Raw genomic sequence first — 16766 nt, 5'->3', positions numbered from 1 at the left:
GGGCCGGGTGCTGGCACGGGGATATGAGTGGTCTGTCGCGATGCGCTACATGCTGGCGCGCAAGCGGGACCGGGTGATTTCCGTAACTGCGGTCCTTTCCGTTACCGCTATTGCGCTTGGAGTAGCCGCGCTCATTGTAGTGATGGCCGTTATGAACGGCTTCCGGGCCGAGCTAATGGACAAGATCCTTGGCTATCATGGCCATATTCTTATCCAGGGGTATGGCGGCAAACTCTCCGGTTATGAGCAGATTATGGACGATCTGAAGGGCACAGAAGGTATCGTCAAGATGATGCCGTTCAGTGAGAATCAGGTTATGGTTACCAACGAAGGTGAGGCTTGGGGCGCCATTGTTCGTGGTTTGCCGGATGACTTTTTTGACGCGGAGAGACTTGGTATTGCCAGTGTCAAAGCGGGGAGCCTGAGCGCAGCACCGGCAGAGGGCGGGCTTGTTCTCGGCTATCAGCTTGCCAACCGCTTGCGTGTGAGCGCTGGTGACAAAGTGACGATCGTCAGCCCCAAATCGGTCCCCACCCCCTTTGGCTCCACGCTCAGGTATCTGTCCTACCCGGTTGCTGCCGTGGTTGAGATTGGTGTTTATCAGTTTGATGAAAGCTTTATCGGCATGCCGCTCGATGAGGCACAGCGTTTCTTCCGTCTGGATGACAGCGTCGCCAATATTGAGCTGATGCTGACTGAACCAGACGCTGTTGATGCCATAGGGCCTGAAATCAGCGCAATAGTTGGCGAGCGCGCTTATGTGCGCACATGGCGGTCGCTTAATCAAAGCCTCGTTGGCGCGCTGCAGACCGAGCGGGTTATGATGTTCCTGATTGTTGGGCTGATTATCCTTGTCGCGGTGTTTAATATCTCGTCCAGCCTGTTCATGCTGGTGAAGGACAAATCGCCGGACATCGCAATACTGCGCACCATTGGCGCTACACAGGCATCCATCAAACGGATTTTTGTGACCATCGGGCTTTTTGTAGGCTCTGCCGGTATTATTTTCGGCAGTCTGCTGTCGTGGCTGATTATCTCCAATATCGAAGCGATCAAAAGCTTTATTGAACGCGCCTTTGGCCTTCAGGTGTGGGATCCCGCGGTCCGCTTTATCACCAGCCTGCGGGCTGAGGTGAACCTCACCGAAGCCGGGCTAACCGTGGGGCTTGCGCTGCTTTTGTCTTTTGTTGCGACCATCATACCCGCGCGGCGCGCAGCCAAGATCGACCCGGTGGAGGTGCTGCGCTATGAATAGTCCAGTGCTTGAACTCAAAGGTATTGAACGGTCTTTCCGGCAGGGCCACAAGGTCGTGGAAGTGTTGCGCGGCATCGATCTCAAAATCGCGTCGGGTGAACTTGTGGGCCTCGTGGGGGCATCGGGCTCTGGCAAATCCACTCTTCTGCAGATCGCCGGCCTTCTGGACCAGACGGACACAGGTACGGTTTATATTGCAGGCAAGGATGCAACGACCCTTAAGGATGACGCCCGTTCGGACTTGCGGCAAAGCCGACTGGGTTTTGTCTATCAGTTTCATCACCTGCTGCCTGATTTCACAGCGGTCGAGAATGTCGCAATGGCGCTCAGGATAGGTGGTGTCAGCGAAAAGCGGGCCAATGAGCGTGCCAGGGAAATCCTTGTTCGGGTTGGCCTTGAAGATCGCCTTGAACATACGCCAAGCGAGCTTTCCGGCGGGGAACAGCAGCGTGTGGCGATCAGCCGTGCGTTGATCGGTGATCCCGTGCTGCTGCTGGCTGACGAACCCACAGGCAACCTTGATGAAGGCACAGCCGGCAAGGTGTTTGAGATGTTTGTTGAACTGGTGCGCGAACGTGGACTCGCCGCCGTTATCGCTACCCACGATACTTCGCTCGCCGCAAAGATGGACAGGCGCTTCACCCTTCGCGAAGGCAAGCTTCACAGTACTTGAGCAATATCGCTTGTAGGGGTACGATCAAGTACTGTGAAGCTTGAGGGAGGGGAGTCTCATGGAACATTTGGGCTATGGTCTGAACTGGCTGGCAATCGTGGTGTCTGCCACCGTGTTTATGGTTGTAGGAGGCCTTTGGTATTCACCATTCCTGGCAGGCAAAGCCTGGATGAAGGAAATGGGCTATACCGCTGAGAGCATCAAAACGGATGGTGCAAAGCCCGGGCCTGCCATGGCAAAAGCGACACTTGCGTCGCTTGTGGCGTCCATTGGTCTTGCTGTGCTGTTGAACATGGGGTCATTGGGGAGTTTGGACTGGCTGGGCGGTGCCCTGACCGGTTTTTTTGTCTCTGTTGTTGTGGTGGGTGGTGCAACGCTGCCGAATTATGCGTTTGAAAACCGTAGCCTGCGGCATTTTCTCATTCACATAGGTAATACGACTGTTGCGATGACATTCGCTGGCGCCATTTTGGCGGCATGGCGATAAAATTTTAGAGTAGAGGGTTTTTCCTTATGAGCCACGCCAGCTTTGTACATCTTCGTGTCCACACGGCCTATTCGCTGTCTGAAGGTGCCATCCATGTCAAAGATCTGGTGAAGCAGTGTGTGGGCCACAAGATGCCGGCCGTGGCGGTGACCGATACCGACAACATGTTTGCAGCTCTTGAGTTCTCAAGTTATGCGACGGATGCCAATGTGCAACCGATCATTGGTGTGACCCTGCATGTCAGGAACCCGTATAAAGATCACACAGCGAAGGGCAAAAAGGCAGCGAAGCCTGATCAGCTTGTCCTGCTGGCGCAAAACCATGCGGGCTATCAGAACCTGATGAAAATCGTCTCCAGGGCCCACCTTGAGAGTGACCCACAGGATGGTGTGCAGTTTCCGTTTGAGAGTTTTGACGGCCTGACGGGTGACATTATTTGCCTCACCGGCGGCGTGTCCGGGCCCGTGGGCGCACTACTTGTTGAAGGCAATAAGGACGCTGCAGAGAAATGCCTGCTGGACCTCAAGGCACTATTTGCTGACCGCTTGTATGTCGAGATCGCGCGGCACGGCATGAAAGAGGAAGAAGCGACGGAAGAGGACTTCCTCGATTTCGCCTACGCGCATCAGTTGCCAATTGTAGCAACCAATCAGCCTTTCTTTATTGGCCCCGACATGTATGAGCCGCATGACGCGCTGTTGTGTATGGCAGAAAGCACCTATGTGGCGGTGCAAGACCGCAGACGGTTGAACCCTGAATACCGGTTCAAGAGCGGCGAGGAGATGATTAGTCTGTTTAACGATCTCCCTGAAGCTGTTGAAAATACAGTGAATATAGCACAGCGTTGCGCCTTCAAAGTGGACAAAATTGACCCATTGCTGCCAAACTTTACCAGCGGGATGGATGTCTCTGAGGCGGACATGCTGCGGAAGGATTCCGAGGAGGGATTGCGCGAGCGGCTGAACTTCAAAGCGAAGGAAGAGGGACTGACACCCGGCAGGGACCAGGAATGGGAAAAGGAATATTGGGACCGTCTCGATTATGAGTTGGGCATTATTAATCAGATGGGCTTCCCCGGTTACTTCCTGATCGTTGCGGACTTTATCCAGTGGGCCAAGGACCATGATATCCCGGTGGGGCCAGGCAGGGGCTCGGGTGCGGGGTCCGTGGTGGCATGGGTGCTCAAGATCACCGACTTGGACCCGCTCAGGTTCTCGTTGCTGTTTGAACGCTTCCTCAATCCCGAGCGGGTGTCCATGCCTGACTTTGATGTCGATTTCTGTCAGGACAAGCGGGAGAAGGTGATCCGTTATGTGCAGGACAAATACGGTTACGATCATGTGGCCCAGATCATCACGTTTGGTAAATTGCAGGCCCGCGCGGTTGTGAAAGCCTGCGGCCGTGTAATGCAACAACCGCACGGACAGACGGATCGACTGTCAAAAATGATCCCGAATGACCCCGGCAACGCCATGACACTTCAGGAAGCGATCGACAGCGAACCAAGGCTGCAAGCCGAGATAAATAACGACGAGCTTACGCGCCGTGTGATGGAGCGGGCACTGAAGCTGGAGGGTTTTTACGCCCACTCATCCACCCACGCAGCGGGCGTGGTGATTGGCGACCGCCCGCTTGACCAGCTTGTGCCTCTCTATCGAGACCCGAAATCCGACATGCCGGTCACCCAGTTCAACATGAAGTGGGTTGAACTTGCGGGGCTTGTGAAGTTTGACTTTCTCGGCCTCAAGACGCTGACAGTGCTGGACCGTGCCGTTGATTATATCCGCGAACGCGATATAGAAATTGACCTCGCCGCAGTGCCGCTGGATGACCCTGCGTCCTATAAGTTGCTGGCGGCCGGCGATACCGCGGGCGTGTTCCAGCTTGAGAGTACCGGCATGCGGGCGGTGCTGAAGGGCCTGAGGCCGGACAAGTTCGAGGATATCATCGCTATTGTAGCGCTTTACCGCCCAGGACCGATGGACAACATACCCACTTATGTGAACCGCAAACACGGTCGGGAGGAGGTGGAGTATCCGCATCCGATCCTTGAGGAGATATTGGGCGAGACCTACGGCGTTATCATCTATCAGGAACAGGTGATGCAGATCGCGCAAGTGATGTCCGGCTATAGCCTTGGTGAAGCTGATATTCTCAGGCGTGCTATGGGTAAAAAAATCCAGGCGGAGATGGATAAACAGCGTGGCCGCTTTTGTGACGGCGCTGTTGAGCGCGGCATCGACAAGGAGAAAGCCAGCTATATCTTTGACCTTGTGACCAAGTTTGCCAGCTACGGTTTCAACAAGTCTCACGCCGCTGCCTACGCGTTGGTTGCCTATCACACGGCATATCTGAAGGCGAACTACCCGGTTGAGTTTATGGCAGCGATCATGACACTTGATATGGGCAATACCGACAAATTGGCAGCCTTCAAACAAGAGCTTCAGCGCGCGGAGATCCCGTTGTTGCTGCCTAACATCAACCGTTCTGACGTGGCGTTCGTGGTAGAAAAGGTGGAGGAGCTTTATTGTGATGAGGATGATCCTCGCCAAAACCGGGGTGTGCGCTATGCGCTGGGTGCAATCAAAGGCGTGGGCGAAAAGGCAATGGAGGGCATTGTAGCTGAACGTAAAGCAAATGGTGACTTCAAGGATATTTTTGATTTTGCCGAGCGTATTGATCCCAAACTCCTGAATAAACGCCAGATGGAACGGCTCGCGTCAGCCGGAGCCTTTGACTGCCTGTTGCCTGATCGCGCGCAGGCATACGCCGCCGCTGAAATTGTTATGCGGCTGGCACAGATGCAGGCCAAGGAGCGTGAGAGTGATCAGGTTAGTCTGTTTGGCGGTGACATGGCCAAATCTGTCGACCGTCCCAGCCTGCCTGTGACCCGCAGTTGGACGGACACCGAAACGCTGGAGAACGAAAAAAGTGCCGTCGGCTTTTATATTTCAGCACACCCCCTTGATGCCTATGAGACAATTCTGGAGCGGGAACGCATTATTCCGGCGCGGGAAGTATATCATGATCCGGGTCTTGTCGGGCAGACGGTGCGCATGGCCGGCGCCATTGCAGGCTACCGCGAAGGCAACACAAAACGCGGCAGCAAGTTTGGTCGCCTGACCTTGTCTGACCGGTCTGACGCGTTCGAAATCATGGCCTTCGAGGACGACCTGGATGGTATCCGTTCACTGGTGGAAGATGGCGCGCCGGTCGTAGTGTCCGTGCAAATCAGGAAACGCGACGATGATGATAGCATTGGGCTGTCGCTGAGAGGTATCGAAAGCCTCGAGATGGTAGCCGCCCATTCCAGCAAGGGGCTGTTCATCGAAGTTGAGGAAAGCAGCGCATTTGTATCGGTAAAAGCAGCACTGGACAGAAAAACAGGTGGTAAGGGCAAGGTTACAATTCGCGTCCCTGTGGCGGATAATAATCGCTTCGCCGAGTTCCGCCTGAAAGGAGCCTACAAGGTGACCCCCGAGCTGAAACAGGCGGTCGCCGCTGAAATGGGCGTGCTCACGGTTGAGGAGGTGTAGACATTGGCAGGCAAATTAGCACCTGCTGTTCCAGCCGCATCACTCATTCTTGTGCGGGACGGCAAAGCGGGCCTTGAGGTCCTGATGACCGAACGCGCCAAAACCATGCGGTTCGCACCGGGGGCTTTTGTTTTCCCGGGCGGCAAAGTGGACAGTACCGACCAGCAGAACTGGCGCTGGCAGGCTATCACTACGGGACGTGGCGTTTTTCGTGATTTTGCACTTAGGGTAGCGGCCCTGCGCGAACTTTATGAAGAGGCTGGCATTTTGCAGATCGACCACAGGCGCCGAGCCGTGTTGGTTCCTGGATTGCCGTTTTCAGATCTTGTCCGTTATTGTGGCGGTAAACTTGATATCGCGGGCATGGTGCCATTCGCGCACTGGGTGACGCCGGAGCCTATGCCCCGACGCTTTGATACACACTTTTACATCGCGGCCCACAATGGTGAGACGGCCAAACATGATGGCTATGAGGCGGTTTCTCTCAAGTGGGTATGCCCGCGCCAGTTGCTGCAAGATTGGGAAGAAGACCGTATACCACTAATGTTTCCCACGCGCCTCAACCTGACAAAGCTGGCACGCGCCAGTACGGTTGCAGACGCGCTGAGACAGGCAAAACGCAGCAGGGTGGTGCGTACATTGCCTGTCGTGAACATGAGCGGCGCAGGCATCAAGTTGCAGATCGATAAAGCTGCCGGTTACGGGGTGACGTCAGCCAGCGAAAAAGAATTGGCTGTCGAAGCAGGCGGTATCGCAAAAAAGCCTTGATCTTGGCCACGAACGGGCCTATACGAGCGGCGACTTCACACGTGGGGTAGGCTTCCTGTCGAGTTGGCAGGCCGCCATCCGGTGTCAGCATCATGGTGATGTGGCGCAAACCCCGCGGAGGCTTGAACCGGAAAAGGAATAGAATTATGGCGATGCCGCAAGTTGATATGCGCGCGCTGCTTGAAGCAGGCGTGCACTTTGGTCACCAGACTCACCGTTGGAACCCGAAAATGGCGCCGTTTATCTTCGGCGAGCGTAACGGCGTTCACATCATTGACCTTTCGCAAACCGTACCGTACCTGACCCGTGCACTGCAAACAGTGCGGGAAGTCGTGGCTGGCGGTGGCCGGGTGCTTTTTGTTGGCACCAAGCGTCAGGCTTCGCCGATTATTGCGGATGCCGCGAAGCGCTGTGGTCAATACTATGTAAACCACCGCTGGCTCGGCGGCATGATGACCAACTGGCAGACCATCAGCCAGTCCATCAAACGCCTGAAGCAGCTTGATGAGCAACTGAACCAGGAACACACTGGTTTGACCAAAAAAGAAACGCTGCAGCTGACCCGCCTGCGTGACAAACTTGAGCTTTCACTCGGTGGTATTCAGGACATGGGCGGTCTGCCAGACATCCTCGTGATTGTGGACGTGATCGGTGACGACCTCGCTATTGCTGAAGCCAACCGTCTAGGCATTCCGGTTGTTGGTGTGATCGATACCAACTCCAAGCCCGACGGTGTTGACTATCCGATCCCGGGTAACGACGATGCGACCCGTGCGATCCGTCTTTACTGCGACTTGATCGCCGAAGCTGCGCTCGACGGTATTCAGGCGGAACTCACGGCTCAGGGCGTTGACCTTGGCGCGGCGGCTGAAGCTCCGGCGGAAGAAGCTGTTGTTGAAGCTGCGGAGGCGCCTGTAGAAGCTCCGGCTGAAGAAGCTGCTGAGGCTCCTGCTGACCAAGCAAAGGCGGAAAAAACCGCTGACGCTGCAACGGCAGAGTAACATTTCGCATCTAGATGCTCCCGGTGAGCCTTATGTCCGCCGGGGCATGATTTACCGATTACCGATACTTTGGCCCCCGAAGGGCTGTAAGGGGAATACCGATGGCACAAATTACCGCCGCTCTCGTTAAAGAACTGCGCGAACAATCTGGCGCTGGCATGATGGACTGTAAAAAGGCGCTTGCCGAAAACGACGGCGACCTGGAGGCCGCTGTTGACTGGCTGCGCACCAAAGGCCTTGCTGCGGCTGCGAAAAAATCCGGGCGTGTTGCTGCTGAGGGCCTCGTTGGCGTGAAAGCCGACGGCAATAAAGCTGCAGTGATTGAAGTGAACTCCGAGACGGATTTCGTTGCTCGCAACGACAAATTCCAACAGTTTGTCGCTGACCTCGCGGGTGTTGCTTTTGAAATCGGCACCGATGTCGACGCAATCAAAGCTGCGACCTACCCAGGCAAGACCAAGCCAGTTAGCGAAGTGCTTACCGACAACATCGCAACTATCGGCGAGAATATGAACATTCGTCGTGCTGTTGTTCTTGAGGTCGAAAAAGGTTTCGTTGCTCCGTACGTGCACAACGCGGTTGCTGACGGCATGGGAAAGATCGCTGTATTGATCGCACTCAAGTCCGACGCAGGCGAAGACGTTCTGGCACCGCTCGGTAAACAGCTTGCCATGCATGTTGCTGCTGCAAACCCAGCGTCGCTCTCTGAAGCTGATCTCGATCAGGAACTGGTTGAGCGCGAGAAACAGGTTCAGATCGAAAAAGCAAAAGAATCGGGTAAGCCGATGGAAATCATCGAGAAGATGATTGTTGGCCGCATGCGCAAATATTATGAAGAAGTTGTTCTGCTCAACCAGGTGTTTGTGATCGACGGCGAAACCAAGGTTGCCGATGTGATCAAGAAAGCCGCAAAAGACGCTGGCACCGACATCGAGCTGGTTGCCTACGCCCGTGTTGAAATGGGCGAAGGTCTTGAGAAAAAAGAGGACGACTTCGCTGCTGAAGTTGCTGCCGCTGCCGGCGTATAGTTTGCAGTTCGGATGAAGTATCGTAAAAGCCCGGGAGGTCTCTCTCGGGCTTTTTCTTGCGCAAAATTTGCGCAAAGCAGAGACAAAATGGGGCATGGGCAAATTTAGCTTAAGTCTCGGAAAAATTTTAGATAAAACACGGTAGCCTTTGGTCGCTCGAGCGGATAAGCTGCGGCGGGCTAAAGGCACAGGGGAGAATTCAGGCAATGTCCAGTGAGCCTAAATATAAACGCGTGTTGCTGAAACTCTCGGGTGAAGCCCTGATGGGTAATGGTAGCTACGGAATTGACCCTGAAACCGCAGCACGGGTCTCACGCGAGGTCAAGCGCGCGCGAGAGATTGGCGCTGAAGTTTGTATCGTAGTAGGGGGTGGCAATATCTTCCGTGGCCTCAAGGGGGCTGCCGAGGGTCTCGACCGGTCAACGGCCGACTATATGGGCATGCTGGCGACGGTAATGAACGCGCTGGCGCTTCAGAATGCCCTTGAAAAAGTAGGGGTTGATACCCGCGTACTTTCGGCGATCCCAATGGCAAGCGTCAGCGAGCCCTATATTCGCCGTCGCGCTATACGTCATCTTGAAAAGGGGCGTGTGGTGATTTTTGCCGCTGGCACGGGCAACCCGTTCTTTACCACTGATACGGCGGCGGCGCTGCGCGCTGCCGAAATGAACTGTGACGCGCTTTTGAAGGGTACGCAAGTTGACGGTGTCTATAATGCCGACCCGAAAGTTGACCCTACAGCCACGCGCTACGATAGTCTGAGCTATATGGACGTGCTGACGCAGGACCTGAAGGTCATGGATGCGTCGGCCATCTCGCTTAGCCGTGAGAATAATATTCCGATTGTGGTCTTCTCCATACACGCCGAGGATGCACTGGTGAACGTGCTCCAGGGCAAGGGAGTGTGTACCACTGTAGGTGAGGAGCAATGATATGAGTGATGATGATTTGGACCTTGGCGATATTGAACGCCGAATGAAAGGCGCCATCGACGCGTTGAAACATGAACTTGTCGGCCTGCGGTCAGGCCGGGCCACGACCAATATGCTCGACCCCGTGATGGTTGATGTCTACGGCTCGAATATGCCGCTCAATCAGGTGGGCACAATTTCTGTTCCGGAGCCGCGTATGCTGAGTGTGCAGGTATGGGATCGTGGCAATGCAACGGCGGTTGAGAAGGCTATTCGTAACGCTGGCCTTGGTCTCAACCCGATGCTGGATGGCCAACTGGTGCGTATTCCAATCCCGGAGCTTAACGAAGAGCGTCGGGCTGAACTTGCGAAAATTGCCGGCAAATATGCTGAGCAGGGCCGGATTGCGGTTCGCAACGTACGGCGTGACGGTATGGATCAGCTTAAGCGGATGGAAAAGGACAAGTCCATCAGCGAAGATGACCACAAAATGTACGCTGACGAGGTTCAGGACCTGACCAACAAATATGTCGCCAAGATTGATGATCTGCTGGCGGCTAAAGAAGCAGAGATTATGCAGGTCTGATATGGCGACACCCGCCCAAAAGAGTATTGAGGAAACGGGCGGCGTAGGCTCGCTGAAGCATGTTGCCATTATCATGGATGGTAACGGACGTTGGGCGACGTACCATAACAAGCCGCGATCCCTTGGTCATAAGAAGGGTGCCGAAGCGGTAAGGGAAGCGATTGAGGGCGCTATTAATTGTGGTGTCGAATATCTGACCCTTTATGCATTTTCCAGTGAAAACTGGAACAGGCCTGCCGATGAGGTCTCCGACCTTATGGCGTTGCTCAAGCTTTACCTGAAGCGAGAGATCAAGACTGTCCACAAACAAGGGGTGCGATTGCGCATCATCGGTAGTCGGGAGCGATTGTCTCCCGATATCATCAAGATGATTGAAAAAGCGGAAGAGAAAACCGCAAGCAATGACCGGATGACACTTGTGATTGCGCTGAGTTACGGCAGTCGGGACGAGATATTGTCTGCCACCCGCCGCATTGCCACGGCCGTTGGGGCTGGCGAGATGTCTCTGAACGAGATTACCGAGGCGGTCTTCTCGAAAGCACTATGGACGGACTCAATTCCGGACCCTGATCTGATTATCCGCACGAGCGGCGAGCAAAGACTATCGAATTTTCTTCTTTGGCAAGCCGCGTATGCCGAGTTTTCTTTTCCCCAACTTCTGTGGCCGGACTTCACCAAAGATGACTTTAAAGCTGCGGTTGAGGACTTTCTTGGCCGTAACCGCCGCTTTGGCGCCCGGCCTTGATGGGATAAGCAATGCCGCTAGGACTTTCCGATAATTTGTTTCAACGTATCATTTCCGCGCTGCTGCTTTTACCGCCGGTGCTGGGTGCCATCTATGCAGGCGAGGCCTGGTTTTCTGCGTTGCTTGTTGTGGGCGGTGCACTGATGATGCTTGAGTGGTGTCAGTTGACAGTCATTCCGCACCCCGCGGTAAGGGGTGGGGCGGTTTTGCTGATTTGTTCCCTGGTCTGGCTGCTTGAGACAGGCGCTCTATCAAGCAACGCTCCCTTGCTGGCCGCGCTTCTTCTTGTCTCCGTCGTGGGTGTTCTGATCATACGCATCGGACTACGTATCGGCTGGTTGCTTGCCGGCGTGGCATATGTAGGATTCCCGATCGTCTCGCTGTGGCTGATACGGGAAGGCAGCGCTATCCTCGTATTGTGGATATTTCTGGTGGTCTGGGCAACCGACATTGGCGGTTATTTCGCGGGCAAAAGTATTGGTGGTCTGAAACTGGCACCAAAAATTAGTCCGAAGAAAACGTGGGCTGGTCTGTTGGGCGGTATGGCATTAAGCGTGGTTGTGAGTGTCGCTGTGCATCTGATTTTTCCGTTTTCCTCAAGCCTCATTGTGCTTTCGCTACTTGCCGCCACACTTGCGGTTTGGGCGCAAGTGGGTGACCTTGTGGAAAGTGGCATAAAACGGCACTTTGGCGTGAAGGACTCGGGTGGTCTAATACCTGGCCACGGGGGCCTGCTTGACCGGGTTGATGGCCTTGTGTTCGTGGCCCCGGCTGTGGTGTTTGTGTCCTGGGTGGGGCCGATGCTCGGCTTTGAGTTCTAGGCAATGGTCCGCGAGCAACATAAGCGCTTGACGGTTCTCGGTGCCACAGGTTCGATCGGGCAGAGCACGCTTGATATCGTTCGTAGAAACCCTAACAAATTCGATGTGATAGCGCTGACAGCTTATAGTCGTGTTGAAGAACTGGCGGCCCTTGCCATTGAGTTCGCTGCTGAACTTGCGGTTATCGGAGACGCGACATTATTGCCTGACCTGAAAGCCGCGTTGTCCGGCACTGGCATCGAATCGCATGCCGGCGAGGCAGGGTTGATCGAAGCCGCTGAACGCGAAACGGATGTTGTGATGGCAGCTATTGTGGGAGCCGCGGGCCTCAGGCCAACCATGGCGGCTGTACGCCAAGGTGTCACCGTCGCGCTTGCGAACAAAGAGTGCCTCGTTTGCGCCGGTGATCTGCTCATGGACGAAGTGAAGATGCACGGCGCCACATTGCTGCCGGTCGATAGCGAGCATAATGCTATTTTCCAGGTTTTTGATTTTGACCGTGCGCGTGGTGTTGAAAAGGTTATACTGACGGCTTCCGGCGGCCCGTTCCGTGGGCGTAGTCGCGATAGCCTGTTAAACGTAACGCCGCAGCAAGCAGTTGCGCACCCCAATTGGGACATGGGCGCCAAGATATCGGTCGACAGCGCTACGATGATGAACAAGGGCCTTGAAGTCATAGAGGCCTACCACTTGTTTCCGGTTGAGAAGGCGCAAATCGATGTGCTGGTTCATCCGCAATCAGTCATTCATTCAATGGTTGAATACGCCGATGGCAGTGTTTTGGCACAACTCGGCTCTCCGGACATGCGGACACCGATCGCCTATAGTCTCGCATGGCCTGAAAGGATGCATGTTCCCGTAAAGCGCCTGTCGTTGTCCGAGATTGGGTCGTTGACTTTCGAAGAGCCCGATCTTGATGCATTTCGCTGTTTGCATTTGGCTAAAGAAGCGTTGATGAACGGCGGTTCTGCGCCCGCGATCTTGAATGCTTCGAATGAAGTGGCCGTTGAGGCTTTTCTTGCGGGACGCCTTCGTTTTGTGGATATTGCCGCTGTCGTGAGCGATACTTTGTCTGCCTGCGACATTAAAGCGCCACAATCGCTTTCGAATGTGTTCGAAATTGATAAGATGGCACGGCGGGAGGCCGCACGCTGGTTAGGCGTACGGACTCAGTAGGCAATGTAAATTAGTTAAAGTATACCGAGGATAGCCATGGAAACCGAAGGGCCAGGCCTGTTGTTCACCATCGCCGCTTTTATTGGCGGCTTTAGCATTCTTGTCTTCATTCACGAATGGGGACACTTTGCAATGGCGCGCCTTTTTGGCATCAAGGTGGATACGTTTTCCATCGGGATGGGAAAAGAGCTGATTGGCCGCACCGACAAAAACGGAACCCGGTGGAAAATCAGCGTTCTGCCACTTGGGGGCTATGTTAAGTTTTTTGGGGATGCCTCCGCCGCCAGCAATCCTGGCGATATTCCTTCTGACCTAAGTCCCGAGGAACGGGCTGTTTGTTTCCATTTTAAGCCGGTTTGGCAGCGTGCGCTGGTGGTTTTCGCTGGTCCAGCGATCAACCTTATTGCAGCCGCGCTGGTTTTCTCCGCCTTTTTCTTTTCATACGGGGTTGGCGTTGCTGAGCCTGTTGTTAGTTCGGTTGCGGAAAACTCCGCTGCGGCTGAGGCCGGTTTGCAGCCTGGCGACCGCATTGTCAGCATTAACGGAGAGACGGTTGATCGCTTTTCCGATATTGGCGGCGTCGTAAGGTTATATCCCGGTGCGGATGTGAGTGTAACCATAGACCGTGGTGGTGTGCGTGAGAGTTTTGACGTCACGCTCGGCATTGCATATATGGAAGACCGTTTTGGCAACAAGTACCCATATGGGCAGCTTGGCATTACTTCGGGGCAGATGACCCGGGTCGAATTGGGTGTGCTCGGTGCTTTGTATGAAGGTGGTCGTCAAACGGTTGCCATGACCGACACAATATTCACGACCATTGGCCAGATGATCATTGGGCTCCGGTCGGTAAAAGAACTGGGCGGGCCCGCGCGCATCGCCAGCATGGTGGGCGAGGCAGCCCACGTCAGTATAGAGAATTTTGTGTGGCTACTTGCTTTGTTGTCGTTGAACCTCGGCATACTCAATTTATTGCCGATTCCTGTGCTTGATGGCGGACACCTGCTATTCTACGCCTTTGAGGCAATCAAGGGTTCGCCGCTTAGCAAAAAGGCTCAGGAAGCAGGATTTGTCGCTGGATTTGCGCTGATGCTGATTTTTATGCTGCTTGTAACACTGAATGACTTGCAATCCATGGCACTCTAGGCCAATTTCACCGCCAAAGTTGCCGAAAAAATAAGAATGGGCTGAAAAGTTGCGTTTATTTAAATTGTGTTTGACGTGGCGCTTTATTTTTGCGCTCACCGTTGGGGGAATGTCGTTTTCTGTACCTGCCATGGCGCAGGGACAGGCTGCGCCGCAGGTACAGGTTATCCGCCAGATCAGTGTGGTCGGAAACGAAAGGGTCGAGCCTGAGACGATCGCCTCATACTTGTCAGTAGCTCCAGGTGAGCCCTTTGATCCTGTCAAGCTTGATGAAAGCCTGAAAACGCTTTTTGCCACAGGCCTTTTCTCCGATGTTGAGCTTTCGGAAGTGCAGGGTGCTCTGCTGGTGCGTGTGGTAGAAAACCCCATCATCAACCGCATCGTATTTGAGGGTAATAAACGCCTTGACCGCGAAGAGCTGCTCGAAGAAGTACGCTTGCGTCCCCGGATGGTCTTCACGCGGGCCAAGGTGCGGTCCGATGTGCAGCGCATGTTGGAGCTGTATCGCCGCTCGGGTCGTTTTGCTGCGATCATTGAGCCAAAAGTTGTTCAGCTTGAGCAGAACCGTGTGGACCTGTTGTTTGAGGTTCAGGAAGGGCCTAAAACCAAGGTCAGCAGCATCAAGTTTATCGGCAATGAGAAGTTCAGCGACGGAGACTTGCGCGACGTATTGGCCACAAAGCAGGCACGCTGGTGGAAGCTGTTTACCTCAAACGATACGTTTGATCCTGATCGCCTTGCCTATGACCAGCAGGTTCTGCGCCAACATTATCTCAATGAAGGCTATGCCGATTTTCGTACGGTTTCGGCTGTGTCGGAACTCACGCCAGACCGTAAAGACTTTTTCATCACCTTTTCAGTGGATGAGGGTGAAATATACGAATTTGGCAAGATCGATGTGGATAGTGAAATCCGCGATGTGAACGTAAATCTTTTCCGCGCGTTCCTGTTGATGCGTGAAGGGGATATCTACAACGCTGAAGCGATTGAGAAAACGATCGAGGCACTGTCGAACGCGGCGGGCCTGCTAGGCTACGCATTTGTCGACGTTCGGCCACAAATCAACCGCGACCGTGAAACCCGCAAGATTGATATCACTTTCCGGGTTCTTGATGCACCGCGTGTGTATGTGGAACGCATCAACGTGTCTGGTAACGTCCGTACGCTTGACCGTGTGATCCGGCGTGAAATCCGCCTGCAGGAAGGTGATGCTTTTAACTCGGCACTGGTGACACGCTCGGAAAATCGTCTTAACCGCCTGAACTTCTTCCGGGAAGTTGACGTGGAGCAAATTCAGGGCAGCGAGCCGGACCGCATGGTTCTGGATGTTACCGTGCAAGAGCAGGCGACCGGGGAATTGAACCTTGGTGCTGGTTTCTCCAGCCTTGAAAACTTCATTTTCGATTTTTCGATCCGCGAACGCAACCTGATGGGCAAAGCGCAGGACTTGCGGCTTGGTCTCAGGCTCTCCGGTACCCGGCAGGAAATCGACCTCGGCTTTACCGAACCTTATTTTGGCGGCCGCAATGTAGCTGCGGGCTTCGACATCTTTGCCCGCAAGATAGATTCCAGCAGTTATGGTTCCATCTTTGACACCAAGTCGCTTGGTGGTTCTCTGCGTGCAGGCATGGCGATCAACGAATTTTGGACGCTATCGACCAGATATACTCTAAGGCAGGATGATGTACAGATCCTGCCTGAAGGCCTGGATCTGTATTACAGCTCGTTTAGTTCGGCCAGATATACAGCGAATATAACTGATCAGGATGAGATTGATCGACGGGTCACCTTCTATGACAGCAACAACGACGGCGTTGTTGACGACTTGGACTATGACACCAGCGGTGACGGGCAGTTGCAGGAAGTAGAAAAATTCATTGCCCTACCTCGCACCATTCAAGATTCGATAGGGACACGCTGGCAGTCCATTGTTGGCTACACTGTCGGGTTTGACACTCGTAACAGCATCATTCGCCCAACACGGGGACATAATTTCTACTTCAGTCAGGACTTCGCCGGCTTGGGTGGTAATGTGCGCTACGTGCGGTCGACTATTACAACAGATAATTACTGGACGCCATGGGAAGGCTGGACCTTCCGCCTTGGTGGTGAATCCGGTATTATTCATGGGCTTGGTCAGGATGTTCGGCTTTCTGATAAATTCTTTATCGGGGGGCCGCGGATTCGTGGTTTTGACACCTCTGGTATGGGGCCGCGCGACTTTGCCAATAACTATGCACTTGGTGGCACAGCCTATTACATTGGCCGGGGCGAACTGTTCTTCCCGCTTGGCGACGCGGCACTTGAGAGTGGCATCAATGCGTCCGCGTTTGTTGACGTGGGTTCGTTGTTCCGCGCTCAGGAAGGCGCGCTTGATGCATGTACATTCTCGCAAGCTCAGTATGATGCGGCAGAAGCCGATAGCGACTTCTCAGGCCTTGACCTGAACTGTATGTCAGGTAACAGCGCCGCGCCGCGGATATCAGTTGGGATTGGTTTCTCGTGGCAGTCGCCATTTGGGCCGTTCCGTATCGACCTTTCCAAGCAGCTCAAGAAGCAGCTTGGTGACCGTACGCAAACGCTACAATTTAACGTCGGTACGACATTCTAAGAATAGATCATAGGGATAGAAA

The 16766-nt window shown here is 54.2% G+C and carries 14 protein-coding genes; all 14 read left to right on the top strand.

The genetic code is table 11. The features are described from left to right. Positions 1-7 precede the first annotated feature (7 nt). The 14 genes from ACN0VM_RS01060 to bamA all read left to right on the top strand — a co-directional run bounded on the left by ACN0VM_RS01060 (position 8) and on the right by bamA (position 16744). Positions 8-1255 carry a lipoprotein-releasing ABC transporter permease subunit gene (locus ACN0VM_RS01060; protein ID WP_417448976.1) on the top strand — a complete coding sequence of 416 codons (1248 nt, stop codon included), beginning with the start codon at positions 8-10 and terminating at the stop codon, positions 1253-1255. Further along, complete coding sequence (locus tag ACN0VM_RS01055) at positions 1248-1928, top strand: ABC transporter ATP-binding protein (protein WP_417448975.1); 681 nt, start codon at positions 1248-1250, stop codon at positions 1926-1928. The genes ACN0VM_RS01060 and ACN0VM_RS01055 overlap by 8 nt, the downstream gene beginning before the upstream one ends. Before the next feature lie 58 nt (positions 1929-1986). Next, positions 1987-2415, top strand: coding sequence for a DUF1761 domain-containing protein (locus tag ACN0VM_RS01050; RefSeq protein WP_417448974.1), 429 nt, complete (start codon positions 1987-1989; stop codon positions 2413-2415). Between the two features lie 26 nt (positions 2416-2441). Continuing rightward, a complete protein-coding gene (gene dnaE / locus ACN0VM_RS01045; RefSeq protein ID WP_417448973.1) occupies positions 2442-5951 on the top strand; it encodes a DNA polymerase III subunit alpha in 3510 nt (1169 codons plus the stop codon). Positions 5952-5954: 3 nt separating this feature from the next. Next, positions 5955-6719 (top strand): NUDIX hydrolase, encoded by a 765-nt coding sequence (locus ACN0VM_RS01040; protein ID WP_417448972.1) that lies wholly within the window; start codon positions 5955-5957, stop codon positions 6717-6719. 146 nt (positions 6720-6865) lie between these two features. After that, entirely contained in the window at positions 6866-7720 is an 855-nt protein-coding gene (gene rpsB / locus ACN0VM_RS01035) for a 30S ribosomal protein S2 (protein WP_417448971.1), read from the top strand. Positions 7721-7821: 101 nt separating this feature from the next. Then, positions 7822-8748, top strand: coding sequence for a translation elongation factor Ts (tsf, locus tag ACN0VM_RS01030; protein WP_417448970.1), 927 nt, complete (start codon positions 7822-7824; stop codon positions 8746-8748). Between the two features lie 206 nt (positions 8749-8954). Then, positions 8955-9680 (top strand): UMP kinase, encoded by a 726-nt coding sequence (gene pyrH / locus ACN0VM_RS01025; protein ID WP_417448969.1) that lies wholly within the window; start codon positions 8955-8957, stop codon positions 9678-9680. Between the two features lies 1 nt (position 9681). Beyond that, positions 9682-10245: a ribosome recycling factor gene (gene frr, locus ACN0VM_RS01020; protein WP_417448968.1), complete on the top strand. Its 564-nt coding sequence runs from the start codon at positions 9682-9684 to the stop codon at positions 10243-10245. A 1-nt stretch (position 10246) separates the two neighbouring features. Then, complete coding sequence (locus ACN0VM_RS01015; protein WP_417448967.1) at positions 10247-10990, top strand: isoprenyl transferase; 744 nt, start codon at positions 10247-10249, stop codon at positions 10988-10990. A gap of 11 nt (positions 10991-11001) precedes the next feature. Further along, positions 11002-11811, top strand: coding sequence for a phosphatidate cytidylyltransferase (locus ACN0VM_RS01010; RefSeq protein WP_417448966.1), 810 nt, complete (start codon positions 11002-11004; stop codon positions 11809-11811). Positions 11812-11814: 3 nt separating this feature from the next. Continuing rightward, the gene (locus ACN0VM_RS01005; RefSeq protein ID WP_417448965.1) at positions 11815-12987 is read left to right on the top strand and encodes a 1-deoxy-D-xylulose-5-phosphate reductoisomerase; all 1173 of its coding nucleotides are present in this window, start codon (positions 11815-11817) and stop codon (positions 12985-12987) included. A gap of 36 nt (positions 12988-13023) precedes the next feature. Then, positions 13024-14133 (top strand): RIP metalloprotease RseP, encoded by a 1110-nt coding sequence (gene rseP, locus ACN0VM_RS01000; protein WP_417448964.1) that lies wholly within the window; start codon positions 13024-13026, stop codon positions 14131-14133. Between the two features lie 109 nt (positions 14134-14242). Next, on the top strand, positions 14243-16744 hold the full coding sequence (bamA, locus tag ACN0VM_RS00995) for an outer membrane protein assembly factor BamA (RefSeq protein ID WP_417448963.1): 2502 nt from the start codon (positions 14243-14245) through the stop codon (positions 16742-16744). The last annotated feature ends 22 nt before the right edge of the window (positions 16745-16766 follow it).

Origin of the sequence: Kordiimonas sp., from assembly GCF_048260245.1 — a bacterium.
Classification (GTDB): Bacteria; Pseudomonadota; Alphaproteobacteria; order Sphingomonadales; family Kordiimonadaceae; genus Kordiimonas.
This window is presented reverse-complemented; position numbering and strand designations above follow the sequence as displayed.